23 protein-coding genes and 1 pseudogene are annotated in these 25105 nt (G+C 72.8%); 17 read left to right on the top strand and 7 right to left on the bottom strand.

Annotated features, from left to right (window positions below):
- The first annotated feature begins 7 nt into the window (after nt 1-7).
- Together sucD and HN013_RS32805 are read left to right on the top strand one after the other, a co-directional pair.
- On the top strand, nt 8-892 hold the full coding sequence (gene sucD / locus HN013_RS07555; protein WP_171164306.1) for a succinate--CoA ligase subunit alpha: 885 nt from the start codon (nt 8-10) through the stop codon (nt 890-892).
- 279 nt (nt 893-1171) lie between these two features.
- A complete protein-coding gene (locus HN013_RS32805) occupies nt 1172-3376 on the top strand; it encodes a DUF6350 family protein (protein WP_312018532.1) in 2205 nt (734 codons plus the stop codon).
- Nucleotides 3377-4151: 775 nt separating this feature from the next.
- Here HN013_RS32805 and HN013_RS07545 read toward each other — a convergent pair.
- Entirely contained in the window at nt 4152-5018 is an 867-nt protein-coding gene (locus HN013_RS07545) for a hypothetical protein (RefSeq protein ID WP_171164304.1), read from the bottom strand.
- A 279-nt stretch (nt 5019-5297) separates the two neighbouring features.
- Here HN013_RS07545 and purN point away from each other — a divergent pair, with 279 nt between their 5' ends.
- Together purN and purH are read left to right on the top strand one after the other, a co-directional pair.
- Entirely contained in the window at nt 5298-5924 is a 627-nt protein-coding gene (gene purN, locus HN013_RS07540) for a phosphoribosylglycinamide formyltransferase (RefSeq protein WP_171164302.1), read from the top strand.
- Nucleotides 5921-7483 (top strand): bifunctional phosphoribosylaminoimidazolecarboxamide formyltransferase/IMP cyclohydrolase, encoded by a 1563-nt coding sequence (gene purH, locus HN013_RS07535; RefSeq protein ID WP_171164300.1) that lies wholly within the window; start codon nt 5921-5923, stop codon nt 7481-7483. The genes purN and purH overlap by 4 nt, the downstream gene beginning before the upstream one ends.
- A 142-nt stretch (nt 7484-7625) precedes the next feature.
- Here the strand turns inward: purH and HN013_RS07530 are convergent, their stop codons facing one another.
- A complete protein-coding gene (locus HN013_RS07530; RefSeq protein ID WP_171164298.1) occupies nt 7626-8216 on the bottom strand; it encodes a hypothetical protein in 591 nt (196 codons plus the stop codon).
- A gap of 265 nt (nt 8217-8481) precedes the next feature.
- On the opposite strand from HN013_RS07530, the gene HN013_RS07525 reads away from it, so the two are divergent.
- Complete coding sequence (locus HN013_RS07525) at nt 8482-9351, top strand: bifunctional methylenetetrahydrofolate dehydrogenase/methenyltetrahydrofolate cyclohydrolase (protein ID WP_171164296.1); 870 nt, start codon at nt 8482-8484, stop codon at nt 9349-9351.
- Entirely contained in the window at nt 9341-9766 is a 426-nt protein-coding gene (locus tag HN013_RS07520) for a DUF3017 domain-containing protein (protein WP_171164294.1), read from the top strand. The genes HN013_RS07525 and HN013_RS07520 overlap by 11 nt, the downstream gene beginning before the upstream one ends.
- A gap of 75 nt (nt 9767-9841) precedes the next feature.
- On the opposite strand, the gene HN013_RS07515 is transcribed toward HN013_RS07520, so the two are convergent.
- Entirely contained in the window at nt 9842-10261 is a 420-nt protein-coding gene (locus HN013_RS07515) for a hypothetical protein (RefSeq protein WP_171164292.1), read from the bottom strand.
- 319 nt (nt 10262-10580) lie between these two features.
- Here HN013_RS07515 and HN013_RS07510 point away from each other — a divergent pair, with 319 nt between their 5' ends.
- The 4 genes from HN013_RS07510 to HN013_RS07495 all read left to right on the top strand — a co-directional run bounded on the left by HN013_RS07510 (nt 10581) and on the right by HN013_RS07495 (nt 15088).
- The gene (locus HN013_RS07510; protein WP_171164290.1) at nt 10581-11360 is read left to right on the top strand and encodes a helix-turn-helix domain-containing protein; all 780 of its coding nucleotides are present in this window, start codon (nt 10581-10583) and stop codon (nt 11358-11360) included.
- A complete protein-coding gene (locus HN013_RS07505) occupies nt 11357-12250 on the top strand; it encodes an XRE family transcriptional regulator (RefSeq protein ID WP_171164288.1) in 894 nt (297 codons plus the stop codon). The genes HN013_RS07510 and HN013_RS07505 overlap by 4 nt, the downstream gene beginning before the upstream one ends.
- A 439-nt stretch (nt 12251-12689) precedes the next feature.
- Complete coding sequence (locus HN013_RS07500) at nt 12690-13955, top strand: XRE family transcriptional regulator (RefSeq protein WP_171164286.1); 1266 nt, start codon at nt 12690-12692, stop codon at nt 13953-13955.
- Nucleotides 13956-14098: 143 nt separating this feature from the next.
- Nucleotides 14099-15088 carry a malate dehydrogenase gene (locus HN013_RS07495; RefSeq protein WP_171164285.1) on the top strand — a complete coding sequence of 330 codons (990 nt, stop codon included), beginning with the start codon at nt 14099-14101 and terminating at the stop codon, nt 15086-15088.
- An 85-nt stretch (nt 15089-15173) separates the two neighbouring features.
- Here the strand turns inward: HN013_RS07495 and HN013_RS07490 are convergent, their stop codons facing one another.
- Nucleotides 15174-15695 (bottom strand): heme-binding protein, encoded by a 522-nt coding sequence (locus tag HN013_RS07490; protein WP_171164408.1) that lies wholly within the window; start codon nt 15693-15695, stop codon nt 15174-15176.
- A 249-nt stretch (nt 15696-15944) separates the two neighbouring features.
- Here HN013_RS07490 and HN013_RS07485 point away from each other — a divergent pair, with 249 nt between their 5' ends.
- Together HN013_RS07485 and HN013_RS07480 are read left to right on the top strand one after the other, a co-directional pair.
- Nucleotides 15945-17195: a sensor histidine kinase gene (locus HN013_RS07485; RefSeq protein ID WP_249374822.1), complete on the top strand. Its 1251-nt coding sequence runs from the start codon at nt 15945-15947 to the stop codon at nt 17193-17195.
- Nucleotides 17192-17860, top strand: coding sequence for a response regulator transcription factor (locus tag HN013_RS07480; RefSeq protein ID WP_171164281.1), 669 nt, complete (start codon nt 17192-17194; stop codon nt 17858-17860). Before HN013_RS07485 ends, HN013_RS07480 begins: the two co-directional genes overlap by 4 nt.
- A 19-nt stretch (nt 17861-17879) precedes the next feature.
- Here the strand turns inward: HN013_RS07480 and HN013_RS07475 are convergent, their stop codons facing one another.
- Nucleotides 17880-18728 (bottom strand): hypothetical protein, encoded by an 849-nt coding sequence (locus HN013_RS07475; protein WP_171164279.1) that lies wholly within the window; start codon nt 18726-18728, stop codon nt 17880-17882.
- A 568-nt stretch (nt 18729-19296) separates the two neighbouring features.
- Between HN013_RS07475 and HN013_RS07470 the strand changes: the two genes are divergently transcribed.
- The 5 genes and pseudogenes from HN013_RS07470 to HN013_RS07450 form a co-directional block, all read left to right on the top strand.
- Entirely contained in the window at nt 19297-19821 is a 525-nt protein-coding gene (locus HN013_RS07470; protein WP_171164276.1) for a DUF6879 family protein, read from the top strand.
- 18 nt (nt 19822-19839) lie between these two features.
- Nucleotides 19840-20688, top strand: a complete 849-nt coding sequence (locus HN013_RS07465) for a helix-turn-helix transcriptional regulator (protein ID WP_171164274.1) — start codon at nt 19840-19842, stop codon at nt 20686-20688.
- 60 nt (nt 20689-20748) lie between these two features.
- A complete protein-coding gene (locus HN013_RS07460) occupies nt 20749-20985 on the top strand; it encodes a hypothetical protein (protein WP_171164271.1) in 237 nt (78 codons plus the stop codon).
- Nucleotides 20982-21146 carry a hypothetical protein gene (locus tag HN013_RS07455; RefSeq protein ID WP_171164269.1) on the top strand — a complete coding sequence of 55 codons (165 nt, stop codon included), beginning with the start codon at nt 20982-20984 and terminating at the stop codon, nt 21144-21146. The genes HN013_RS07460 and HN013_RS07455 overlap by 4 nt, the downstream gene beginning before the upstream one ends.
- A gap of 7 nt (nt 21147-21153) precedes the next feature.
- Nucleotides 21154-21672, top strand: a pseudogene (locus HN013_RS07450) (DUF6879 family protein); the annotation flags it as partial.
- Between the two features lie 129 nt (nt 21673-21801).
- Here the strand turns inward: HN013_RS07450 and HN013_RS07445 are convergent.
- On the bottom strand, nt 21802-24258 hold the full coding sequence (locus HN013_RS07445; RefSeq protein ID WP_171164267.1) for an FtsX-like permease family protein: 2457 nt from the start codon (nt 24256-24258) through the stop codon (nt 21802-21804).
- Nucleotides 24252-24989, bottom strand: a complete 738-nt coding sequence (locus HN013_RS07440; protein ID WP_171164406.1) for an ABC transporter ATP-binding protein — start codon at nt 24987-24989, stop codon at nt 24252-24254. The genes HN013_RS07445 and HN013_RS07440 overlap by 7 nt, the downstream gene beginning before the upstream one ends.
- Between the last annotated feature and the right edge of the window lie 116 nt (nt 24990-25105).

Here is a 25105-nt window from a genome sequence, read left to right as displayed (position 1 = left end):
GAACACCATGGCTATCTTCCTCACCAAGGACAGCAAGGTCATCGTCCAGGGCATGACCGGCTCCGAAGGCCAGAAGCACACCAAGCGCATGCTGGCCTCCGGCACCAACATCGTCGGTGGCGTGAACCCGCGCAAGGCCGGCACCACCGTCGACTTCGACGGCACCGAGGTCCCCGTCTTCGGCTCCGTCAAGGACGCCATGGAGAAGACCGGCGCCGACGTCACCGTCATCTTCGTCCCGGAGAAGTTCACCAAGGACGCGGTCGTCGAGGCCATCGAGGCCGAGATCCCGCTGGCCGTCGTGATCACCGAGGGCGTCGCGGTGCACGACACCGCCTCGTTCTGGGCGCTCGCCCAGGCCAAGGGCCACAAGACCCGCATCATCGGTCCCAACTGCCCCGGCCTCATCAGCCCCGGCCAGTCCAACGCGGGCATCATCCCGGCCGACATCACCAAGCCCGGCCGCATCGGTCTCGTGTCCAAGTCCGGCACGCTGACCTACCAGATGATGTACGAGCTCCGTGACCTCGGCTTCTCGTCCTGCGTCGGCATCGGTGGCGACCCGATCATCGGCACCACCCACATCGACGCCCTCAAGGCGTTCGAGGCCGACCCCGAGACCGACCTGATCGTCATGATCGGCGAGATCGGCGGCGACGCCGAGGAGCGTGCGGCGGACTTCATCAAGGAGCACGTCACCAAGCCGGTCGTCGGCTACGTGGCCGGTTTCACCGCGCCCGAGGGCAAGACGATGGGCCACGCCGGTGCGATCGTGTCCGGTTCGTCCGGCACCGCGCAGGCCAAGAAGGAGGCCCTGGAGGCCGCGGGCGTCAAGGTCGGCAAGACCCCGTCCGAGACCGCCCGCCTGGCGCGTGCCGCGCTGACCGCCTGAGCGGTCGCCTGATCCGGCCCGTGCGGCCGGTCGCCCGACCGACGCCGCCGTCCCGGCGGCACCGGAACGGTGCGTGGGCCCGTACCCCCCGAGGGGTGCGGGCCCACGTGCGTCCGGCAGGCGTCCACCGCCGCGCTCACCCGTCCGGGGCACCGGCGTCCGGCCGGATGCCCGTACCGCCCTGAACACGACACGACGGTCTTTTGTCGCTACCCGCCCGAAAGGCGCGTTGTTGGCAGCATGGCCCTTGTGACCCCATATGCCCACAGTGGTCCGTCGTTGCCGTCGCATCCCCGCTCCGCAGCGCGCGGGACGCCGGGGGCGGGCAGGGCGTTCTTCGGCGGGGCGGTCGCCGCCGGTCTGGGGCTCGGGACGTTCGCCACGCTCGTCCTGGCGCTGTGGATCGTGTCGCCCTACCCGGACAGCGGACCCGCCGGAGCGCTGCACATCGCCACCGCCCTCTGGCTGCTGGCCCACGGCGCCGACCTGGTCCGCGACGAGACCCTCTCCGGAACGCCCGCCCCCGTGGGGCTGACGCCGCTGCTGTTCACCGTCGTCCCCTGCCTGCTGGTCCACCGGGCGGCCCGGCAGGCGCCGATGCCGCCGGAGGACGAGGACGAGCTCCGGGCGGACGAACGCGCCGACCTCGCCGACATCGCCGCCGGGCCCGGTGAAGAGGCCGGTGGTGACGGGAGCGACGGCAGCGACAGCGAAATCGGCGTCCGGCGTGACGCCCATGAGGTCCCGGTGCCATGGGCCACGGGCCCCCTGCCACCGCCGTGCCCGCCCGTCCCGATGCTGCCGCCACGCACCGCCTTCGTCGCACTGCTCGGTGGATATCTGCTGGTGAGCGCCGCGGCGGTGCTCTACGCCTCGTCCGGCCCGGTCCGCGTCGACCCGCTGAGCGCCCTGCTCCACCTGCCGCTCGTCGCGGCGGTCCCGGCGGGCATCGGCGTATGGGTGGCGTCGGGGTGCCCGGCCGGGAGACCGTCCGCGAGGGTCCGGCGGGTGCTGCGCGTGGTCCCGGCGTTCGTGCGGCGGTGGTTCACCGCAGCACACGTCGTGGCCGTCATGCGGGCCGCCGCGGCGGGCACGGCGGTGCTGTTCGGCGGGGCCGCGCTGCTGCTGGCGGTGTCCCTGGCGGTGCACGGGGGCGCCGCGCAGGAGGCGGTGGCGCAGCTGGCGGCGGGCTGGTCGGGCCAGTTGGCCGTGGTGCTGCTGAGCGTGGCGCTGCTGCCGAACGCGGTGATCTGGACGGCGGCCTACGGGCTGGGGCCCGGCTTCGCCGTCGGTGCGGGCGGGCTCGTCGTCCCGGTGGCGCTGCCCGTGTTCGGAGCGCCGGGCCGTCCTCAACTCCCGCCGTTCCCCCTGCTCGCCGCGGTGCCCGGGCCCGGCGAGGCCGGTCCGCCGGCCCTCGCCGGTGCCGCCGCCCTGGTGGCGGCCGCGGGCGTCGCGGTGGCGAGCGCGGCCGTGCCCCGCCGCCCCGCGACCGTCGGACGGCGGGAGACCGTCGCGATCGCCTTCCTCGCCGCGCTTGTCTGCGCCGCCGTGACCACCCTGCTCGCCTACGCCGCCGGCGGGCCGCTGGGCACCGCCACCCTCTCCCGCTTCGGGCCCTCCTTCGGCCTCACCGGTCTCGCCTGCCTCGCCTGGACGGTCGTCGTCGGCGTGCCCGGCGCCCTGATCGTCCGTCGGCTCCGCCGGGCCGAACAGCCGGTGGCGGCGGCGGACGACGGGGTCCGGCCGCGCGGCTGGTGGCGGCGCACGGGGCTCGCCCTCGGGCTGAGGGCGGGGGGCGCGACGGCCGCGACGGCGGCGACGGCGTCGGCCCCCGCGGGGCCGCCGGAGCCGCCACGCCGTCGGGGACGTGACCGGTCCCGTCGTTCCCTGTGGAGGGCCGCCGCCCGCTGGCTGGGCTTCGCCGCGGGCGGGGCCGCCCAGAGCACCGAACTGGCCCTCCCGGAACCGGATCCACGACGGCCGGACGCGGCCGGAGACGGGGGCTGCGAGCCCGCAGGAGAACCGAAGGAGGGCGGAGAGCGCGGACGGCCACCGGCGAACGTCCCGCAGCAGGACGCCTCCGCGCCGGTCACCACCCCGGTGTCCTACGCGCCGGAGAGCCTGCCCCTGCTCCCCGTGCACGGCGTCTTCCTCGGCGCCGACGCCCGGGCCGAGCCGCCGCGGCGCCGGCACCGCGGCGCCCGTGCCTCCCGCGCGGACCGCGCTGCCCGTCGCGAGGCGGCGCGCACCGCCCGTCGCGAGGCCAAACAGGCGGCACGGCGTGCGCGCAAGGCACGCAAGTCCCCGCTCCCCCCGGTCCCCGATCCCGCCATGGCCGGCGGTCTCGACGGCGCCGACTGGCACGACACCGCCATGCGCCAGGCCCGCTGGGCGGCGCTGAAGGACTCCGGCGGCGGCCTCATGCCCGACTTCGAGCCCCGGGACCCGGCGCGGCTGCTCGACGAGCGGTGGGGCGAGCGGTGACGGACGCGGTGACGGCTGTCGGCCGGGCGCCGGGTCGGTAGCCGGGGGCGCGAGCGCCACGCCTGGCCCGGCCGCCGGCCGGGGTGCCGGGCCGCGGCGGTGGTCCGCTCCGGTGCCGTTGCCCGACGAGTGGTGGGACGAGCGGTCACGGACCCGGCCACCGGCCACCGGCCACCGGCCACCGGCCGTCGGCCGGGCGCCGGGGCGCGAGCTTGCGCCTCGCCAGCCGCCGACCGAGGTGCAGGGACCGGTCGGTGGGCCGCCCCCCGTGGGCATTCCGTTGCGATCACTCGCCTGGGTTGTGGTCCCGGTGGACGCTGTCGCGGTGGCGGTGGTCGGTCTGGTGGTTGCTTTGCTCAACGCCGGGGTCGTTGGCTGTGCGTTTCGCAGGAGTTGCTTCGCGATCACCCGCCCGGGCTGCGGGCCCGCGTGGACGCTGCCGCCCTGGCGGTGGCCGGTCTCGCGGTCGCCTGGCCGACGCCGGGGCCGGCGGCTGTACGCCTCGCAGGGGCTGCCCCGCGATCACCCGCCCGGGCTGCGGGCCTGGTGGACGCTGCTGCTCTTGCCCCCTGCGGTCACCTGCACGACGCCGGGACCGCCGGCCGTACGCCTCACGGACGCCGCCCCACGATCACCCGCCCCCGGGCGCCGCAGTCAGCAGCCGCCCGTCCGAGCACCGGCCCCCGGCCGACCGTCCCCCGGCGCGAGCCCCGCAGCCACTCCCGGACGCCGGTACGGCCGCCCCCGTCAACGCACCGCCCCGCCAAAGCCCCCGTCAGTCGTCCACGCTCAGCAGCGGCCGCAGATGCTTCGGCAGGTGGTTCTCGCAGGACTGGCGGGAGGTCTGGGTGAGGGCGTCGTCCACGCAGGTGTAGTAGTCGCGGTAGATGAGCTGGAACGAGTACGTGGACACCACGATCAGCAGGGCCAGCCCGCCCATGACCAGTCCGCTCACCGCGGCGGTCGTCTGCGGCCGGAAGCCGCCGGGCTGGGGGGACGGGGCGGGGCCGGTGTCGCCGGTGCGGCGGGTGGTTTTGGCGCGGAGGGAGCTGACCGCCCAGTAGACGGAGAGGGCGCCCAGGAGGAGGGCGACCTCGGGGAGGCTGAACAGGGCGAAGAAGAATCCCCAGAGGCCGGCGAGCAGGGCGTAGCGGGCGCGGCGCTGGGACGGGTCGGTGGGGTCCCAGCGGGGGCCGCCGCCGGGGCCGCCGTTCGTCGGGTCCTGGCCGTTGCCCTGCGGGCCGCCGAAGCCGCCGTTGTGGCGGCCGGGCTGCCGGCTGCTCCACTGGCTGCCCCAGGCGGGGGGCTGCTGCCCGGCCCCGTCCGGCCCGTCGGAAGGGCCACCGGCGGAGCCGTCGGAAGGCCCGCCGTGGGAGCCCCCGGACGGGTCACCGGAAGAGCCGTCGGGGGAGCCCCCCGCCGGGCGCCCGCCGCCCTGCGGCTGGCGAGGCTGCCACGGCTGGTCCGGCCGGTCCTGCGGCGGGGGTGCGAAGGGGTTGTCCTGCTGTTCCCTGGCGGAGGACAGTGCCGGGCGGGGGCCCGTGGCGGTCGCCGCCGGCGTGGTGATGTTCCTCGCCGCGGCCGCCGCGGACGCGGCGGGCAGCGGGAGGCGGTGAACCGCGGGGCGGCGTCGGTCCGGCATGTGGCGTGTGTCTTCCCCTGGTCTCGTCTGTGTCGCGTCCTGTACGTCGAGCGTACGGCCGTGCGGCCGGTTTTCCGGAGTCGAGTCCGTTACCGCGTCGGCCCTGGTGGACGCCGTCCACAGACGCTACCTTCCGCGCGCGCCCCCGTCCCGCGGGGGCCGATCGGTGTGCCGGTATCGTTGCAGCCGGTCGGCGGCTTCGTAGGGTCCCCCGTATCCGGGGACACCTCCGTCTCGTACGACCATACAAACCGCACCGCCCGCGAGAAAGGGCCCGCCGTGGCTCCCCCCGCCCACCCCGCCCGCATCGTCGTACTCGTCTCCGGTTCCGGTACGAACCTCCAGGCGCTGCTGGACGCGATCGCCGCCGACCCGGACGGCTACGGCGCCCGGATCGTGGCCGTCGGCGCCGACCGGGACGGCATCGCGGGCCTCGAACGCGCCGAGCGCGCCGGGCTGCCGGTGTTCGTCCGGCGCGTGAAGGACTACGCGTCCCGCGCCGAATGGGACCGTGCCCTGGCCGGGGCGACGGCCGCGTACGAGCCGGACCTGGTCGTCTCCGCGGGCTTCATGAAGATCCTGGGCAAGGAATTCCTCGCGCGGTTCGGCGGGCGGACCGTCAACACCCACCCCGCCCTGCTGCCCAGTTTTCCCGGGGCCCACGGCGTGCGCGACGCGCTCGCGTACGGGGTGAAGGTCACCGGGTGCACCGTCCACTTCGTCGACGACGGCGTCGACACCGGACCGATCATCGCCCAGGGCGTGGTCGAGGTCCGGGAGAAGGACGAGGAAGCCGCTCTCCACGAGCGGATCAAGGAAGTCGAGCGACAGCTGCTCGTCGAAGTCGTGGGGCGTCTGGCCCGGCACGGCTATCGCATTGAGGGACGAAAGGTACGGATCTCGTGACCGCCGAAGGTACGAAGCGGCCCATCCGCCGGGCGCTGGTCAGCGTCTACGACAAGACGGGGCTGGAGGAGCTGGCCCGCGGGCTGCACGAGGCGGGCGTCGAACTCGTCTCGACCGGTTCGACGGCCGGCCGGATCGCCGCCGCCGGGGTGCCGGTCACCCGGGTCGAGGAGCTGACGGGCTTCCCCGAGTGCCTGGACGGCCGGGTCAAGACCCTCCACCCGCGCGTGCACGCCGGCATCCTGGCCGACCAGCGCCTCGACGCCCACCGCGAGCAGCTCGACGAACTGGGCGTGCGCCCCTTCGAGCTGGTGGTCGTCAACCTCTACCCGTTCCGTGAGACCGTCGCCTCCGGCGCGTCCCCGGACGAGTGCGTGGAGCAGATCGACATCGGCGGTCCCTCCATGGTCCGCGCCGCCGCCAAGAACCACCCGTCCGTCGCCGTGGTCGTCAGCCCCGGCCGGTACGGCGAGGTCCTGAAGGCCGTCACCGACGGCGGCTTCGACCTGGCCGCGCGCAAGCGGCTGGCCGCCGAGGCGTTCCAGCACACGGCCGCCTACGACGTGGCGGTGGCGAACTGGTTCGCCGCCGACTACGCGGCGGACGAGGGCCCCTGGCCGGACTTCATCGGCGTCTCCTACGCCCGTGAGCAGGTCCTGCGCTACGGCGAGAACCCGCACCAGCCCGCCGCCCTCTTCACCGACGGCACGGGCAAGGGCCTCGCCCACGCCGAGCAGCTGCACGGCAAGGAGATGTCGTACAACAACTTCGTCGACACCGAGGCCGCCCGCCGGGCCGCGTACGACCACGACGAGCCCTGCGTCGCGATCATCAAGCACGCCAACCCCTGCGGCATCGCGGTCGCCGCGGACGTCGCCGAGGCGCACCGCAAGGCGCACGCCTGCGACTCGCTGTCGGCCTTCGGCGGCGTGATCGCCGTCAACCGCCCGGTCAGCGTGGCCATGGCGGAGCAGGTCGCCGAGATCTTCACCGAGGTCATCGTCGCCCCCGCCTACGAGGACGGCGCGGTCGAGGTCCTGGCGCGCAAGAAGAACATCCGGGTGCTCCGCTGCGCCGACGCCCCCGCGGCCGGCGCCGAGTCGCGGCCGATCGAGGGCGGCGTCCTCGTCCAGGCCAAGGACCGGTTCCAGGCCGAGGGCGACGACCCGGCGAACTGGACGCTCGCCTCCGGCGAGGCGCTGTCCGCCGGTGAACTCGCGGACCTGGCGTTCGCGTGGAAGGCGTGCCGCGCCGTGAAGTCCAACGCGATCCTGCTCGCCAAGGACGGCGCCACCGTCGGCGTCGGCATGGGCCAGGTCAACCGCGTGGACTCCGCGAAGCTGGCCGTCCGGCGGGCGGGGGAGGAGCGGGCCCGCGGGGCGTACGCGGCCTCGGACGCCTTCTTCCCGTTCCCCGACGGTTTCCAGGTCCTGGCGGACGCGGGCGTCAAGGCCGTGGTCCAGCCGGGCGGTTCGGTCCGCGACGAGCAGGTGGTGGAGGCCGCGAAGGCGGCCGGGGTGACGATGTACTTCACGGGTACGCGGCACTTCTTCCACTGACATCGGCTCCACCGCTGACATCGGCTCCACCGCTGACATCGGCTCCACCGCTGACGTCGGCTCTGCCACCGACATCGGCCGGAACGGCCGGAGGCCGCACCCCGACGGGGAGCGGCCTCCGGGCCCGGACGGTGCGCGGCGCTCAGTAGCGCGGGCGCCGGAACCACTCGGCGGACGCGCGCTTGGCGCAGAAGACGATGGTCAGGATCGCCAGGATCAGCGTCAGCAGGCCCAGCCCGTACACGAGCGAGGTGAACAGACCGCTGATGATCGCGAACGACGCGTAGACGATGGAGCCGACGCGGACGCCGTTGCCGCCCTTGGCGTAGCGGACGGCGAGGATGATGCCGATGATCGCGAACACCAGGGCCAGCCCGGCGAAGAAGCCGATGATGCCCTTGCCGACGTCGCCGACGGTCTCGATGTCGACCGTGTCGCCGTCGCGGGTGGTGACCGTCTCCCCGCTGCGCTTGTCGACCTCGTCCTTGAACGTCGCGTACGCCGCGATGAAGAAGGCGCACACGGCCACATGCACGGCGGCGATGACCCACATGAAGATCCGGGCGGCCTTGGTGATGCCCGGCATTTCCGCGGGCACCGGCGGCATCCCGTTGAACCCGCCCTGCTGCGGGTACGCCGCGTACGGCTGCCCCGGCTGCGGGGCCTGCTGCGGGTAGCCGTAGCCGGCCTGCGGGGGCTGGCCGTACGGGTTGTTCTGCTGACCGAAGCTCATGGTCGTGTGGTTCCTCCGATAGTCGTGCGGGGACGGACGCGGACCTTACGGAGGATTGGCTGAGCGGCTCGCCCCCTACCGCCCGCGGCACTCATGTTCATCGTGATCGGGGGCTTGACAATTTGTCCAGCCGATATCCTCGGCGTTGTTCAAGTGCCGCGTGACCGTGATCTCCACGTGAACGAGATCCCGCAGTCCCCGTGAACACAGGGCGGTGGGCCCTCCTGATTGGAAGGGCCGCCGCCGGATCCAGGAGTATGGAGCCATGACCGCTCAGATTCTCGATGGCAAGGCCACCGCGGCCGCGATCAAGTCCGAACTCTCCACGCGCGTGGAGGCCCTCAGGGCCAAGGGCATCACCCCCGGCCTGGGCACCCTCCTGGTGGGGGAGGACCCCGGCAGCAAGTGGTACGTGGCGGGCAAGCACCGCGACTGCGCCCAGGTCGGCATCGGGTCCATCCAGCGCGAGCTGCCGGACACCGCGACGCAGGAGGAGATCGAGGCGGTCGTCCGGGAGCTCAACGAGAACCCCGACTGCACCGGTTACATCGTGCAACTCCCGCTTCCCAAGCACATCGACACCAACCGGGTGCTGGAGCTGATGGACCCGGCCAAGGACGCCGACGGGCTGCACCCGATGAGCCTGGGCCGCCTGGTGCTCAACGAGACCGCGCCGCTGCCCTGCACCCCGAACGGGATCATCGAGCTGCTGCGCCGCCACGGGGTGGAGATCAACGGAGCCAATGTGGTGGTCGTCGGCCGCGGTATCACGGTGGGCCGTTCCATCGGCCTGCTGCTGACCCGCCGGTCCGAGAACGCCACGGTCACCCTCTGCCACACGGGCACCCGTGACCTCTCCGCCCACCTGCGGCAGGCCGACATCATCGTGGCGGCGGCCGGCGTGGGGCACCTGATCAAGCCGGAGGACGTCAAGCCGGGCGCGGCCGTGCTGGACGTCGGCGTCAGCCGGGACGGCGAGGGCAAGATCATGGGCGATGTCGACCCCGCGGTGGCCGAGGTCGCCGGCTGGATCTCGCCGAACCCGGGCGGCGTCGGCCCGATGACCCGCGCCATGCTGCTCGTCAACGTCGTCGAGGCCGCGGAGCTCGCCGCGGGGATCGCCGATGCGGGCTGATTCAGGGAAGGCGTCCGGATCCGGGCGGCCCCGGACGTCGCGCCGCTTCCCCCAGTTCACCCGGGACACCGCGCGCCCGGAGGGCGGCGGCCGCGCCGCCCCCGGGGACGCGCCGGCGCCGGCCCGGCAGTGGCCGCTGCTCCTGGTCCTGGGGCTGACGGGGCTGGGGCTGCTGATCGTCGCCCTGGACGGCTTCCGGATCGGGACGATGCTGATCGGCATCGCCATGATCGGCGGGGCGGTGCTGCGCTGGGCGCTGCCGTCGGTGGGGATGCTGGCCGTCCGGTCGCGGTTCACGGACATGTTCACGTACGGCGGGCTGGGGCTGGCGATTTTGCTGCTGGCGATGATGGCCCAGCCGCATCCTTGGCTGAAGATCCCGTTCCTGGAAGACGTGCTGCACTTCACGGTCTAGCGACGGGACGCCTGTGCGGCTCCGGTGGGCCGTCCTCTCCCCCGTGAGAGGACGGCCCACCGGCCCTTGCCCGCCCTACTTGCAGGTCGGGCTGTTCCGGATGTCGATCGCGTAGGCCGTCCACCCGGCGCCGACGCCCGCCCTGGCCTTCGGGCGGAAGCAGGCCGTGGCCTTCTTGCCACTGGTGTGCACGAAGTAGACCTTGGCGCCGTCGTCCTTGCGGCTGTTGTAGATCTCCCGTGCGGACCGGGCCTTGGAGCCGAGCTTCTGGTACCCCCTGTCCTTGTACGACGCGATCGTCCTGCCGTTCTTGATGAAGCAGACGTTCGGGTACTGACAGTTCGCCTTGGCCGCAGCGGAGGCGTCCCGGGTGGCGCCGACGGCCGCACCCGGTCCCGCGTCGGCGAAGGCGCCGGACGCCGGTCCTGCGGCCACCAGTCCGCCGCCCAGGGCGAGGGCCGCCGAGGCGAGGGCGATGCGCTTGCGTACGTTCATGGTTCGGATTCCTCCCCGTTGTGGTGGGGCGGCGCGGGGTGGACCGCGCCGCCCTGCTTGCAGGACTGACTGTGATGCGCCACATCCCCAACTGCCCAGAGCTCCCCGAACATTGGGTCGATGTGGGACGTCCCACGCTGTGACCTGCGGAGACGCGAGGCCGGATGACGTCGCGGTGGGACGCGTCCGGGGCGCCGCGCCTGGCCGGAAACATCTGTGCCGGACGGTTGTGCGGGAAAACCCCGCCCGGCGTCGCCATCATGTGCGGCACAGGAGGCACGTGGCCTCGGGGGACCGTGTGACGCGTATGGGGTGGAACATGCCGCGTTGGAAGGAATTACCGGCCTCGCTCGATCAACGGGTGGGCCAGTTCGTCGTACAGCTCCGCAGATTCAAGGACCGCAGCGGGCTGAGCCTCGCCGCGCTGGCGGCCAAGACCTCGTACAGCCGCTCCTCCTGGGAGCGGTACCTCAACGCCCGGCAGCTGCCGCCGCGGGAGGCCGTGGAGGAGCTGGCCCGGGTCTGCGGGACCGACCCGGCCCGCCTCCTGGTGCTGCACGAACTCGCGGCGGAGGCATGGACCGAGGCGGCCGCCGCGGCTGACCGCGAGGGCCGGGACGCCGGTGCCGCCCCGGCCGTTCCGGCACCGGGCGAGGAGGAGCTGCGCGAGACGCGGCGGCGCATGTGGCTGTTCGTCGCGGCGGTGACCGTGCTGGTGGTCGCCCTGGCGGCCGGGCTGCTGGCCGCGCGGCCGTGGGAGGACGACGAGCCGAGGAGCGACGGCCCGCCGGCCGCGGGCACTCCGTCCCCCTTCGTCTTCGTGCAGGGACGTTCCCGCCCCTGCCACGTCGAACGCCGGGACGGCGCGCTGGTGGCCGGTTACAGCCCGACCCGCACGGTGCTGATGGACCTCAAGAGCAGCGGCTGGGAAGTGCTGGAGGCGCAGTGCCTCCTGCGGCACCACGGCTTCGACCCGGGCCTGATCGACGGCTCCTACGGCGAGCGGAGCAAAGAGGCCGCCCGGAACTTCCAGAAGGCGAAGGGCCTGGTCGTCGACGGCATCGTGGGGCCGGACACCTGGGGGGAGTTGCGCCGGTGACCAGTGAACGCCCGTTGCCGGCGGAGTGCGCCCGACTGGCCGCCGTGCTGCGGGAACTGAAGGAGCGGACGGGGCTGAGCCTGGCCGCGCTCGGTGGACGCACCCCGTTCAGCAAGTCCTCCTGGGAGCGCTACCTCAACGGCAAGAAGCTGCCGCCCCGCGAGGCGGTCGAGGCGCTCTGCCGCCTGGCCGGCGAACCGGCCGGGCGGCCGCTGGCCCTCTGGGAGCTGGCGGAACAGCAGTGGACGGGGCGGGGCGCGCCTGCTCCTGGTTCCGCGCCTGCTCCCGATTCCGCGCCCGCTCCTGGTTCCACGCCTGCCTCTGATTCCGTGCCTGCCTCTGATTCCGTGTCGGCTCCCGCTCCTGCCGGAGGGGGCCGGCGGCTGCCCGGCCGGTACGTCGTCTCGGCCGCGGCCGCCCTCGCGGTGGCCGTGCTGGTGGCCCTGGCGCTGCTGACCGGCGGGGACGCGTCGGACGGCGCGGCTCCGGGGCCGCTCGCGGCGAGTTCGTCCTACGCCCAGTACTACGAACCGGGGTGCCGCGGTCAGGAGTGCGACGGGGCCGACGCGTTGAAGATGGGGTGCGGCGCCCAGGGGCTGGCGGTCACCCTGGCCTCCCGGCGGGCGGCCGGCGGGCAGCGGGTCGAGATCCGGTACGGCGAGAAGTGCGGAGCCGTCTGGGCCAAGGGCACCGACCTGCGGCTGGGCGACCGGATGGAACTGGCCGTGCCGGGCGCCGGTACCAAGAAGGTCACCGTCGCCAGCCTCCGCGACACGGAGCTGTACCTGACGACGGCGATGACGCCGACCGACGATCCGCGCCGGTCACGGCTCTGCCTGCATACGGCCGAGGGAGCGGAGGAGTGCTTCGGGCCGTCCGGGGCGGGGTGAGCTCCCGGGATGCCCTGGTGGGGGCCGGTCGCCGAGGTGTGCGGGTGAGGGCCGGCCCTGTTGGCGGGCGGCCGGTCCTCCACCCCCGTGGGAGGACCGGCCGAACGCCCACACCGAGCATCCAGACGGCGGCATTCCGGTTCAAGCCGGGGCTGGGTCTTGTGACGCGGAGGAGATCATTCCGGTACGAGGTCACTATTTCGTACCGGAAGCGGCTGTTTTTACGGCTGTTTTTACGGCTGTCTCCGCGGCTGTCTCCGTGGCTGTCTCCGCTGCTGTATGCAGGCGCGGGCGCCGCATGACGGCCGAGGGGGCGTGCGCCCGGGAGCGTTGATCAACCCTGAACGCCCCTATGCGCCCGTCCGGGGGGAACTGGGATGCAGTGTCGTGGCATCCCCTGGGTAGCACCGCGGTACGCAGGGGGAGCAGGGGGAGGGCCATGCCTCGTTGGAGAGCACTGTCGGACGAACTCGACCCGCAAGTGCGCGAATTCGCGGAGCAGTTGCGGCGGATCGTCGAACGCAGCGGTATGGGCATCGGCGCGGTCGCGGACCGCACCGGGTACAGCAAGACGTCGTGGGAGCGCTACCTCAACGGCCGGCTGCTGCCGCCGCGCGGCGCCACGGAGGCGCTCGCGGAGGCGACGGGCGCGGACGCGGGGCATCTCTGCACCATCTGGGAGCTGGCCGAACGCGCCTGGAGCCGGTCCGAGCTGCGGCACGACGTGACGATGGAGGGGGTCAGGGTCGCCGAGGCCCGAGCGGCGCTGGCGGAGTACGCCCCGCCCGCCCCGCAGGGGAAGCGGGGGCGGGCGCGGCGGAAGGCCGTGGCCACGGCGTCGGGTGCGGGTGGCGGCGGTGGCGGTGTTGGCGGCGGGGACGAAGTGGACGCCGGGGATGCCGGGGACGCCAGGGGCACCGGGAACGCCAGGGAAGTGGGGGGTGCCGGGGAAGTTGGTGGCGTCGGGCGTACGGCGCAGCCCCCCGAGTCCCACGAGCCTCGCAAGCCTGCCGAGCCCCGGCAATTCCAGGAGCACCTCCCGTCGGCGCGGGCGGCCGGGGTGGACGCCCGCGCGCAGGCGATCCCGCTGGCGGGCGGGGCCCGTCCGCGCCCCCGGCGCCGGGCGGCGCTGCTGTTCACGGTGGGTGCCGTCGGCGCCCTGCTCGTGGTCGTCGCGGCCGTGCTGCTGCTCGGCGACGGGACGGGCGGCGCCCGGAAGCCCGCGCCGCTGGCCGCCGTCACGGACACCGGCTCCCCGGCCGCCCGGCCCGCGGGCGTCAAGTGCGCGGGGAGCGACTGCACCGGGAAGGACCCGGAGACCATGGGCTGCGGCGGGCAGCGGGCGACCACGGCGGGCTCGGCGACCGTCGGCACCACGTACCTGGAGGTGCGCTACAGCGCGACCTGCAAGGCGGCCTGGGCCCGTATGACGCAGGGCGGACCGGGCGACACCCTGCGGGTCAGCGCCGCCTCCCGCACCGGGCGGGGCCGCATAGAGCACGGCACGGACGGCCACAGCACCATGGTCGCGGCCGCGGCCCCGGGTGAGGCCAGGGCCTGCGCGGTGCTCAGTTCGGGGCGGCAGGGCTGCACGGTGCCGAGGAGGCCGGCGGCCTCGGGGGCGTCCGGGAGGTCCGGGGCTTCCGGGGTACAGGGGACGCCAGGGGCCACAGGGGCTGCGGAAGCGCCACAGGAGGCGCCGTAGACCCGGGTGAGGCGTCCCACATGGGTTCGTGGGTTCCCGGTCGGCGCCGTCGGATAGCCTGACGCCGGATCTCTTGATACCGAGAGAGGTCCGTACAACATGGGCAGGGACACCCACCGCCAGCTTCGCAGCAGGAGATCGCCATGACCCGCACTCCCGTCAATGTCACCATTACCGGCGCGGCCGGTCAGATCGGCTACGCGCTGCTCTTCCGCATCGCCTCCGGTCACCTCCTCGGCGCCGACGTGCCGGTCAAGCTGCGACTCCTGGAGATCCCGCAGGGTCTCAAGGCCGCCGAGGGCACCGCCATGGAGCTCGACGACTGCGCCTTCCCGCTGCTCCGCGGCATCGAGATCACCGACGACCCGAACGTGGCCTTCGACGGTGCCAACGTCGCCCTGCTCGTGGGCGCCCGTCCCCGCACCAAGGGCATGGAGCGCGGTGACCTCCTGGAGGCCAACGGCGGCATCTTCAAGCCGCAGGGCAAGGCCATCAACGACCACGCCGCGGACGACATCAAGGTCCTCGTCGTCGGCAACCCGGCCAACACCAACGCCCTCATCGCCCAGGCCGCGGCCCCGGACGTGCCGGCCGAGCGCTTCACGGCGATGACCCGCCTCGACCACAACCGCGCGATCTCGCAGCTCGCGAAGAAGACCGGCGTCGCCGTGTCCGACATCAAGAAGCTGACGATCTGGGGCAACCACTCCGCCACCCAGTACCCGGACATCTTCCACGCCGAGGTCGCGGGCAAGAACGCCGCCGAGGTCGTCAACGACGAGGCCTGGCTGGGCGACACCTTCATCCCCACCGTCGCCAAGCGCGGCGCCGCCATCATCGAGGCCCGCGGCGCCTCCTCGGCCGCCTCCGCCGCCAACGCGGCCATCGACCACGTCCACACGTGGGTCAACGGCACCGCCGCCGGCGACTGGACCTCCATGGGCATCCCCTCGGACGGCTCCTACGGCGTCCCCGAGGGCCTCATCTCGTCCTTCCCCGTCACCTGCCAGGACGGCAAGTACGAGATCGTCCAGGGCCTGGAGATCAACGACTTCTCGCGCTCCCGCATCGACGCCTCCGTCAAGGAGCTGGAGGAGGAGCGCACCGCGGTGCGTGAGCTCGGCCTTCTCTGAGCTGCCTTCTCCGATCCGGCTGACCGGTTCGCGAAGCGGCCCTGCTGCCCATGGCGGCAGGGCCGCTTTTTCAGTGACTGAGCCTTCAGCGACCGAGCGCGGCGGCGGCACCCGCCGCGGCGAACTTCTCGTCCAGGTCGCCGCTCGGTGCCCCCGCCACCCCGACGGCGGCGACCGGAGCGCCCTCGACCGCCACCGGCGCACCGCCCGGCAGGAAGAGGGTGCCGGGGATGTCCTTGAGGTTCGGCGTCTGCGCCAGTCGCTTGACGAGGTCGGACGTGGGGGCGTTCCACGAGACCGCCGTGAACGCCTTGCGCTGCGCGGACTCGTAGCTCTGCGGGCCCGCTCCGTTGCCGCGCAGCGTCACCACCGTGTTGCCGTCGCGGTCCACGACGGCGACGGACACCTTCTGGCCCGCCTTCCCGGCGGCGTCCAGGGCGGCCTGCGCTGCGCGCGTGGCGCTCTCGACGGTGAGGCGGGAGGACTGGGTCACGTTCCGGTGGGGCTGGGCGGCGGACGCGCCGGACGTCACGGCGACGACGGCGAGGGTGCCCGCACCGATCACCGCGGCGGTCGCGGCACGGGCGCGCAGGGAGAGCGAGTTCATCGACATGGGGGCTCCTCGGGGGATCGACCGGCGAACCGAACCGTTCGCCGCGTTCCGATCCTCCGCGCGACGGTGGCCCGTACGGATCGCCGCACCGGCTGCCGATCCGGGGCATGATGAACGACGACGCCGTCATCCGATCGGTTGATGGCGACTCCGCCCCACCCGTGTAGACAGGTCCATGTGCAGCACGATCGACAAGGGCCGCGGACAGCCGCCGACAGGGACGAACGCCGCGTCAACGCGGTCATGTACGTGGCGTTCCTGCTGCTCCTGGGCGCCTCCCTGGCCCGCTTCCTGACCCGTCACCCGGGCGAGCCGCGCACTCCGTGGATCATCGCCCTGACGCTCGTGCTGACCCTGCTGTACATGCTCGGACCCGGTCCCGGCACCGGCGGTCCCGTGCGGGCTGGCCGTTCCGTACGGGCCGGCGGTTCCGTACGGGCGGACGAGGACGACGGCGACGGCGACGAGGGCGGCCCCGGCCGGGCGGGCAGGGCGCGCCTGGTGTGGCTCGGCGGCGTCGTCGCCACCTGGCTCGTCCTGGTCTTTCTCGCGCCGAGCTTCGCGTGGTGCGCGGTGCCGCTCCTCTTCACGGGGCTGAACCTGCTGGCCGCCCGGCCCGCGCTGGTCCTGGTGGGACTGCTGACGGCCTGGGTGGTCGCCGCCCAACTCCGGCTGGCGGGCGCCTTCGACCCCAACCTCGTCCTCGCCCCGCCCGCCGTCGCCGCGATCGCCACCGCCGTCTTCCTCCACCTGCGCCGCCAGGCCGCCCGGCAGCACGCGCTGATCGACGACCTGTTGCGCACCCGCCGCGAACTGGCCGCCACCGAGCGGCGCGAGGGGACGCTCGCCGAACGCCACCGGCTGTCCATGGAGATCCACGACACCCTCGCCCAGGGGCTCTCCAGCCAGCGGATGCTGCTCCAGGCCGCCGACCGGGTCTGGACCGCCGACCCCGAGGCGGCCCGCACCCACGTCCGCACCGCGTCCGGCATCGCCGAGGCCAACCTCGCCGAGGCCCGCCGCTTCGTCCACGACCTGGCGCCCGTCGACCTCGCCACCGGCGGCGGCCTCCCGGAGGCGCTGCGGGCCGTCGCCGGGCGCGAGACCGCCTTCACCACCCGCTGCCACATCGAGGGCACCCCCACCGAGCTGCCGCGGCCCGTGCGGTCGGCGCTGCTGCGCATCGCGCAGGGTGCCCTGGCGAACGTCCGCGAACACGCCCAGGCGCGGACGGCCGCCCTCACCCTCACCTATCTGGGTGACCAGGTGCTCCTGGACATCGCCGACGACGGGCGCGGTTTCGACCCCGCCCGCACCCCCGGGCCCGCCCACGAGCGGGGCCACGGGCTGCCCGCGATGCGGGCCCGGGCCCGGAGCCTCGGCGGCACCCTGACCGTCGAGTCCGCGCCCGGCGACGGCACCGTCGTCTCCGTGGCCGTTCCCCTGGGCCCGGAGGAGCACCCCCCGATGAATCCCGGAGGAGGGCCCCGATGAATCCCCGAGGAGGACCCCCGGTGAACGCCGCCGCCCCCGTGCGCATCCTGCTCTGCGACGACCACGCCGTCGTCCGCGGCGGCCTGCGCGCCCTCCTCACCAGCGCGCCCGGCATCGACGTCGTCGGCGAGGCCGGGAGCGGCGAGGAAGCCCTCGCCCTGGCGGAACGGCTCGGCCCCGGCGGCCTCGACGTCGTCCTCATGGACCTCCAACTCGGCCCCGGCATGGACGGTACCGAGGCCACCCGCCGGCTCGTCGCCCTCCCGGACGGACCCCGCGTCCTCGTCCTCACCACCTACGACACCGACACCGACATCACCCGCGCCATCGAGGCCGGAGCCATCGGCTACCTCCTCAAGGCCGAACCCCCGGACGAGCTCTTCACCGCCGTCCACGCCGCTGCCGCCGGCCGTACGGTCCTCTCCCCGCCCGTCGCGGGCCGCGTCATGGCCCGGCTGCGCGAACCGCGCACCTCGCTCACCCCGCGCGAGCGCGACATCCTCGGGCAGCTGTCCCGGGGCCTGGGCAACCGGGAGATCGCCCGGGTCCTCTTCATCAGCGAGGCGACGGTGAAGACCCATCTGGGCCGCATCTACGCGAAGCTCGGGGTCGAGACGCGGGCGGGCGCGGTCGCGGTGGCGAAGGAGCAGCGGCTGTTGCCGTAGGGACGGTCCATGGGGGCGGCTACGTGCCGCGCAGCGCCGCCCGGACGGCCGCCGCGCCGCGCGCGGTGACGCTCTCCCCTCCGAGCGCCGCCTGCTCCACCCGGCACTCGCGGCACAGGAGTTCGTCACCCACCGGCCGGAAGAGGAACGGCTGCAGATGGTCGCCGCCCTGGCATTCCCGCAGCGCCGCGACCCTCGGTTCCGGGGGTTCCGGGCGCCGCGCCCCGGCCGGGGGCGCCTCCGGCAGCTTCCGGACGAGCCGGTTGCGCACGAGCGCCGCCGCGTGTTGGACCGGCTTCGGCAGCCCGGACACCAGCTCCTCCCGCAGCTCCCGCCCGCTCACCCCGCGCAACAGCCAGTCCGCCGCCAGCGGCGCCAGCTCCTTGACCTCCCTGCCGGTCAGCCGCAGGCGCCGCTCCCCGTGCGAGACGGACGCGAGGATCAGCGCGCCGTGCTCGACGAGCTCCTCCGGCAGGAACTCCCGCGGAGTGCCCGATGGATTGGGAGGTGACGGGGAGGGCGGAGGGGACGTGTTGCTCTCCGTCTTTCCCTGTGGGTGACCACCGACCGCCCGACCCCCCGGCTCACCGACCGCCGGTTCCCCGGCACTCGGTACGCCCCCCGGCCCCTCGCCGTCCCGCACCCCCCGCGCCTCCTCCGCACTCAACGGCACCCCGGCCACCAACTGCGTCGTCACCCACCGCCCGTCAGCCCCCTGCCGCCGCCACTCGTGCGCGTAACCCGCCTCCTTCAGCTGCGCCTTGGCCCGCTGGAACGCCCCATTCTTGATCCCGGCCCGCCGCGCGGCCTCGGAGAACGAGACGCCGGCGGTGTCGGCGAGCGACAGCAGCCAGATGAGGAGGCGCACGGCGTCCGAAGAAAGGTTCGGGTGGCGAATGATGTCGTTCGACACTTGGGTGAATCGGCGCTGGGGCGCGCTAACATGGCGCATCATCCCGTGGGTCTCCGTTTCAGACCTCGGCGGTGTAGGCCCTCGCGATGTCCTGCCAGACATGCGGGGGCTGCTCCGTTTCCGGAGCTCGATGGGGGCGAGATTACACGCAACTGAGCCTGAGTCAGGCCGGGTTGGTAGCGCATGGAGCGCGCTGGGGCGTAATCCTGTTGCCGTGAGCCCCCTGGCGCGCAGTGCGCCATTGACGCCTTGACCAGCAGAGGAAATGCTCATGCAACCGGTTGCACCTGGCGAGCGTTGGAGGCAGTCATGAAGCTTTGGTTCGTCGGCAAGGACCCCGAGTCAGACGAACATGGGTCGCCCGCTGTCTGGGTGGACAGCGAAACCAAGGACCTCTTGTTTCAGGGCGCTAGGGTGGACACGGCCACGAAGCGAGCGTGTACAGAGGATGTAGCCATGCCCCGCCACGAGACAGTGGTGCGAGTGCCGAGGCACATGATTCCCCTTCTCCGAAAGGCGCTTGATGTCGCAGAGCTTGAGTAACTTCGCGGATCTGCTCCACTCCGCCGAGCGGTCGGCCGTGCACCTGGAGATGCGCGATGTCTATGCGGTGGAGAACGAGACTGAGCGTATCGCGGCCTGGAAAAGAGGCCACCGCCTAGATCCAGCGGATCGCGACACCTGGTGGCGGCCTTGGCACGACCTGGTCCAGGAAGTAACCGGCAAAGGTGTTGTCGTGCGCCGCGCCCGCATCGTCTCCGAGCCGGCCAGTGAGTACATCCGCTACGAGCATTCCGGCACCTTCACGAACATCGCGGCAGGAGAGGATGTCCGCTGGCTACCCCGGCGCAGCGCCTCCGACATCGCACTTCCAGGAAGCGACTTCTGGCTGTTCGACAACCGCATCGTCCAGTTCAACATCTTCGATGGTGACGGACGGTGGGTGCATACGGATCAGACCGAAGCCTCGGAGGTGGTAACCCTCTGCGCGGCCGCGTTCGAAGCCGTCTGGGAACGGGCCATCCCGCACGAGAAGTACACCGTGTGACCAAAGCGAACCTGGCACGTGTCAAGCTCACCACTTTCCAGCGCCCAGGCGGCCCGGGCATCTGTGGCTGCCCGTCTGGACGAGATCCGACGGGACGCGGGGCTCAACGGACTGGAGTTGGCCGCACGCTGTGGCTGGCACAAGTCGAAGTCATCCCGTATAGCGCGCGGGAAGACACTTCCGTCCGATGCTGACATCCGGGCCTGGTGCGAGGCCTGCGGGGTCCCGGAGCAGGCCGCGGATATCATCGCCGCTTCCCGCACCGCCGAGTCGATGTACGTGCAGTGGAGGCACATCAACCGTGACGGAATGCGGCGGATCCAAGAAAAGGCGGTTCCGCTCTACCAGAGCACACGGAGCTTCCGGGTCTACGCTTCCAATGTCGTCCCCGGGATGCTGCAAACCGCTGAATACGCCCGGGGCCTGCTCCGCTCCATCACGGATTTCCGGGGCACGCCCGACGACGTGGACCAGGCTGTCCAGGCGCGGCTCGACCGCTCCCGCGTAATCCGCGAAGGCGATCACCGCTTCGCCTTGTTGGTCGAGGAAGCGGTCCTCCGCTACCGCGTCTGTGACGACGACGCCATGGCCGGCCAACTGGGCCACCTCCTTGCGGTGATGGCTCAGCCGAACGTCTCCCTGGGCGTGATTCCGTTCGAGGCCCGGCGCCCGGTGTGGCCGTTGGAAGCGTTCTATGCCTTCGACGAGCGCCGAGTTGCGGTCGAGACGCTGACGGCGGAAATCAATGTGACGGCTCCGGGGGAGATCCGTACCTACCTCCGCGCGTTCGCAGAGCTGTCCACGATCGCGGTATACGGGGCGTCTGCTCGGGCTCGCGTCACACAAGCGATCGACCTGCTCGGCTGATCGTGCAACCGCCCGCAACCCGCTGGACCGGTCGCCCGCCGCATTCCTAGCCTCCCGGACATGGAGCCGAATGCGCGAAACCGCAGCCGCCCGGACTGGCGCGTGGAACTGACCCCCTTCCGTCGTCCCTACCTGGACGCCGACGGCAACGTCTGCATCCCGTTGTGGCTGTGCAGGGACGGCGAACACGTGGCCGACACGGCCCTGCGCCTGCGACCGTCCGAAGCAGAGCCGTTCAGGTACCACATCGACGGTGTGCTCAGCGGCACCCCATTCCCCTGGGGGGAGCGGCCGTGAAGAGTGTCATCACCAGCGACGGCACGCGCATGGTCACCGTCTACAAGCGCGAGCCGGGCGTCACCCCCGACAAGGCCCGGACGAAACAGGTGCCGATTCAAGAACTGGGCGGACTGCGGGGTTCATGGGTCGTGTGCAGATGTCCGCTGTGCTGGAAATAGGCATGCGATGTCCCAAGGCGCCCTGATCTTCGAGAAGTTGCTCGACTCGGCCCGCCGTTCCGCCGTCCACTTGGAGATGCGTGATGTCTACGCCGTGGACGAGGAACGCGAGCACTGCGACGCCTGGAAGCGGGGCGCACGCGCCGGCGATCCCGAGGCACCGCACTGACGGGACTGGGTGACGCTCGTCAGGGGTACGGTCGGGCGTGGAGTGGTGATGCGCCGGGCGCGCATCGTGTCCGAGCCGGTCAGCGAATACATCCGGTACGAGTACGCGGGTACGCCCGTGAACCTGGGCGCCGGCGAACAGGTGCGCCGGCTGCCGAGATCGGCGGCCTCGGACATTGCGCTTCCAGGCAACGACTTCTGGTCGATCGACGATCAGGCCGTCCGGTTCAACCTCTTCACGGGGGACGGAGTCGCCGCGGAACCCCGATTCAGCCGCGACCCCGCCGTGGTGGAACTGTGCGCCTCCGCGTTCGAGGAAGTGTGGAGACGTGCCGTGCCGCACGAGGAGACAGATGTCGTTTCCCGCGCCTCAGGTCAAGAGCACACCCACAGCCGGCGTCGAGAGCCCCTCGGCCTGTGAGCCACGAGGTCTGCGCCCGGGCGCCGGCCTGCGTCCGGGCAGGCCGGCGCGCCCGGGGCGGAAGGGTCACTCCGGTGTGCGCGCCAGCTCCACCGCCCTGCGGCGCAGGGAGAGGCCGGCCGGAGCGACCGCCGAGATCACGGCGAGCACCGCGCAGGCGCCCACGACCGCAGTGAGCGTCGCCCAAGGGATCTCGATGGACGCCTGTACGGAGAGCAGACCCAGCGCGCCCCACATGCCCACCAGGTTGAGACCGGCGACCAGCGCTCCCAGCAGCCCGCCGACCATGACCACCATCAGCGCCTCGGCACCCACCAGTCGCAACACCTGCCACTTGGTGGCGCCGGCCAGCCGCAGCACAGCCAGCTCGCGGACCCGGTCGGAGGTCGCCATGACCATCGTGTTGGCCAGCGAGATGCCGGTGTAGAGGAGGGCGATTCCGAGGACCATGAGGAAGCCCATCCGGGTCGTCCGGTTGGTCTTGGGGTGCGTCGCGCGCACCCAGGCGTCCTTGGTGAGGACGGCCCCGCCCGACGCGCGCACCGCCTGACGCAGACGGGCGGCCACGGTGGCCGCGTCGGCACCGTCGGCGAGGCGTACGTCGACCCGGTCGACGGGCGCCGCGGGGGCGTTGCCGGGGGTGACGTAGACGCCGTTGTTGCCGGTGCCGGTGGGCATGACCGCGGCGATCTTCAGGGACTTGCTCGTGCCGTCGCCTAGCCACACGTCCACCCGCTCGCCCACCGTGTGCTTCTCCCACTCCTCGTTGACGATGATCGAGCCGTCGTCCAGATCGCCCACCTTCCCCGCGGCGAGCGGGAGACGGGCCGTTGCCGCGAGCGGTTCCGGCTCGACGGCCCTGGCATCGGACCTGATGAGCGCTCCGCCGTCCTCCCGGACGTACACGGCGCTCGACGAGCTCGCCGAGAGCTCGGCGCCGGGCACGGCCCGAAGCCGCTTCAGCGTCGCGTCGCCGAAGCCGGCGTCGCCCGCAGGGGTGACCACGAAGTCGGCGGCCGTCCGGTCGCGCACCTCGGTGGACTTCGCCTCGTCGAGGGTGGCGGTGGCGCCGAGCAGCGAGCCCGCCAGCGCGACCGTGACCAGAACGGGCGCCGCGACGGCGGCGGTGCGGCGGACCCCGGTGGCGGCGTTCTCCCGCACCAGCATCCCGCCTGCCCCGGGCAGCCGGGCCGGCAGCCAGGTGATCAGCCGGGCCAGTGGCCGCACCAGCACCGGCGAGAGCAGCGCGACCGCGGTGATCAGCAGCATCGGCCGGCTCATATAGGTCTTGCGCTGCAGCAGCTCGCTCGGGTTCGTCACCAGGGCCAGGGCCGGCGTCACGGCGGCGGTGATCAGCAGGGCCGTGCCGAACAGCCAACGGCCCCATGTCAACACCCGGGTGTCCACGGACGCCTCGCGCAGCACCTCGGTGGGACCGGTGCGCCCCGCCCGCCAGGAGGCGGCCACCACTCCGGACAGGGCCACCAACAGGCCCGTCCAGAAAGCCATGTGGTACGGCCAGGTGTGGTCGCCGATGGTGAACCAGCGGGGCGCGAGGCTCTCGTCGACTGCCCACTCGGCGAGCTGCGGAGCCCCGTAGAAACCGAGCACACAGCCGGCGGCCGAGGCGAGCACACCCACCACGAGCGCCTCATGGACGACCATGCGGCGGATCTGCCCCGGGGTCGCCCCGGCGGTGCGCAGCAGCCCGAACTCACGGCGCCGCTGGGCCACCGCGAACGCGAAGGTCGAGGCCACCACGAACACCGACACGAACCCGGTGACGCCGCCGGCCGTGCCGAACATGGCGTTCATCGCGGTGAGGGCCCTGCTGTCCCGGTCGGGATCGGCGTCGGCGTACCGGCGCGCGTCCCCGGTGAGGACCTGGACGCCCTCGTAGCCACGCAGCGCCTCGCGGACGGCTGCGGCATCGGCGTCGACCACGATCTGGAGACTGCGCGGCGACAGGACGGCGGCGCGGGCGTCGGTGTGGAAGACGGCGTTCTCGAAGCCGAGCCCGGCCACGGTGCCGACGACGCGCACGGTGCCGCCGTCGGTCCGAACCCGGGTGCCCGGACGGGCCCAGTCACCGCTGACGACGACCTCGTCAGCGGCCTCGGGCGCGCGTCCCGCGTTGAGCTCGTACGGCGCGAAGGCCGCGGTGGACCAGGGATGGCCCACCAGACCGGCGGGCCCGCCCTCGGCCCGTACGGCGAACGACCGGTCCTCGACGACGGTCCCGAGGCCGCGCAGCTTCGCGACCGCTGCCTCGGGTACGGCACGCGGCTGCGCGAGCCTCTGGGTGCGGTCGCCGGTCGAAGTGGGCACCTCAAGGGTGTCCTGGCCCTTGACGACGACCGGCGCGGCGGCGAACCGCTCCGGCCCGCGGTCAGGTGCGTCCAGCGAGGACGCCAGGGCCAGCCCCATGACGGCGATCAGCGCCACCCCCAGGGAGAGGGCGATGAAACTGCCGACGAAGGTGACCCAGCGGGTGCGCAGGGTATGCAGCGTGGTGCTCAGCACGGCGCCGCCTCGAGCTTGGTCATGTGCGCCGCGATGACCGCGGCGGAGGTGCCGGTCAGCTCGCCGTTGACACGGCCGTCGACCAGGAAGACGACGCGGTCGGCGTAGGAGGCGGCGACGGGGTCGTGGGTGACCATGATGATCGTCTGGCCGTCCCGGTCGACCATGCCGCGCAGCAGGGTCAGCACCTCGCGGCCGGTCTGCGAGTCGAGCGCGCCGGTCGGCTCATCGCCGAACAGCACTTCGGGGCGGGTGATCAGGGCGCGGGCCAGAGCGACCCGCTGCTGCTGGCCGCCGGACATCTCCGTCGGCCGGTGCCGCGCCCGGTCGCCGAGTCCGACCTGTTGGAGCACCTCGCGGACCTGGGCCTTCTTCGGGCGGCGGCCGGCCAGCCGCAGCGGCAGGGCCACATTCTGCTCGGCGGTCAGCGAGGGCAGCAGGTTGAACGCCTGGAACACAAAGCCGATGCGCTCGCGGCGCAGCAGGGTCAGCTCGGTCTCGCTCAGCCCGGTCAGCTCCGTGTCGCCCACGGTGACCGAGCCCGACGTGGGCCGGTCCAGGCCCGCGGCGCACTGCAGCAGGGTCGACTTGCCGGACCCGGAGGGGCCCATCACGGCGGTGAAGGTCCCTCTGGGGAAGGCGAGCGACACCTGGTCGAAGGCGGTGACGGACGTGCCGCGCGAGCCGTACCGCCGGGTCACGGAGTGCAATCGGATCGCGTCGTTGTTCATGTGTTCCCCCACCAGTACCTTTTCCTTGGCTCGTTGGTGCCTCCACGAAACCGCGGAAGCCCCTCGCGGCGCAGTACGGCCCGAACGAGACTTGGGGTAGTGCCAGGCCTACCCCC

Origin of the sequence: Streptomyces sp. I05A-00742, assembly GCF_013055795.1 — a bacterium.
Lineage (GTDB): Bacteria > Actinomycetota > Actinomycetes > Streptomycetales > Streptomycetaceae > Streptomyces.
The sequence above is the reverse complement of the archived record's forward strand: the minus strand, read 5'-3'. Positions and strand labels throughout refer to the sequence as shown.

What these genes read in the sequence shown, in the direction of transcription:
- HN013_RS07500 (WP_171164286.1), top strand. Translation starts at nt 12,690, where the DNA reads ATGCCTCGTTGGAGAGCACTGTCGGACGAACTCGACCCGCAAGTGCGC.
- HN013_RS07470 (WP_171164276.1), top strand. Translation starts at nt 19,297, where the DNA reads ATGTCGCAGAGCTTGAGTAACTTCGCGGATCTGCTCCACTCCGCCGAG.
- HN013_RS07525 (WP_171164296.1), top strand. Translation starts at nt 8,482, where the DNA reads ATGACCGCTCAGATTCTCGATGGCAAGGCCACCGCGGCCGCGATCAAG.
- HN013_RS07490 (WP_171164408.1), bottom strand. Translation starts at nt 15,695, where the DNA reads ATGAACTCGCTCTCCCTGCGCGCCCGTGCCGCGACCGCCGCGGTGATC.
- HN013_RS07485 (WP_249374822.1), top strand. Translation starts at nt 15,945, where the DNA reads ATGTACGTGGCGTTCCTGCTGCTCCTGGGCGCCTCCCTGGCCCGCTTC.
- HN013_RS07530 (WP_171164298.1), bottom strand. Translation starts at nt 8,216, where the DNA reads ATGAGCTTCGGTCAGCAGAACAACCCGTACGGCCAGCCCCCGCAGGCC.
- HN013_RS07460 (WP_171164271.1), top strand. Translation starts at nt 20,749, where the DNA reads ATGGAGCCGAATGCGCGAAACCGCAGCCGCCCGGACTGGCGCGTGGAA.
- sucD (WP_171164306.1), top strand. Translation starts at nt 8, where the DNA reads ATGGCTATCTTCCTCACCAAGGACAGCAAGGTCATCGTCCAGGGCATG.
- HN013_RS07545 (WP_171164304.1), bottom strand. Translation starts at nt 5,018, where the DNA reads ATGCCGGACCGACGCCGCCCCGCGGTTCACCGCCTCCCGCTGCCCGCC.
- HN013_RS07520 (WP_171164294.1), top strand. Translation starts at nt 9,341, where the DNA reads ATGCGGGCTGATTCAGGGAAGGCGTCCGGATCCGGGCGGCCCCGGACG.
- HN013_RS07510 (WP_171164290.1), top strand. Translation starts at nt 10,581, where the DNA reads ATGCCGCGTTGGAAGGAATTACCGGCCTCGCTCGATCAACGGGTGGGC.
- HN013_RS07495 (WP_171164285.1), top strand. Translation starts at nt 14,099, where the DNA reads ATGACCCGCACTCCCGTCAATGTCACCATTACCGGCGCGGCCGGTCAG.
- HN013_RS07515 (WP_171164292.1), bottom strand. Translation starts at nt 10,261, where the DNA reads ATGAACGTACGCAAGCGCATCGCCCTCGCCTCGGCGGCCCTCGCCCTG.
- HN013_RS07440 (WP_171164406.1), bottom strand. Translation starts at nt 24,989, where the DNA reads ATGAACAACGACGCGATCCGATTGCACTCCGTGACCCGGCGGTACGGC.
- HN013_RS07480 (WP_171164281.1), top strand. Translation starts at nt 17,192, where the DNA reads ATGAATCCCCGAGGAGGACCCCCGGTGAACGCCGCCGCCCCCGTGCGC.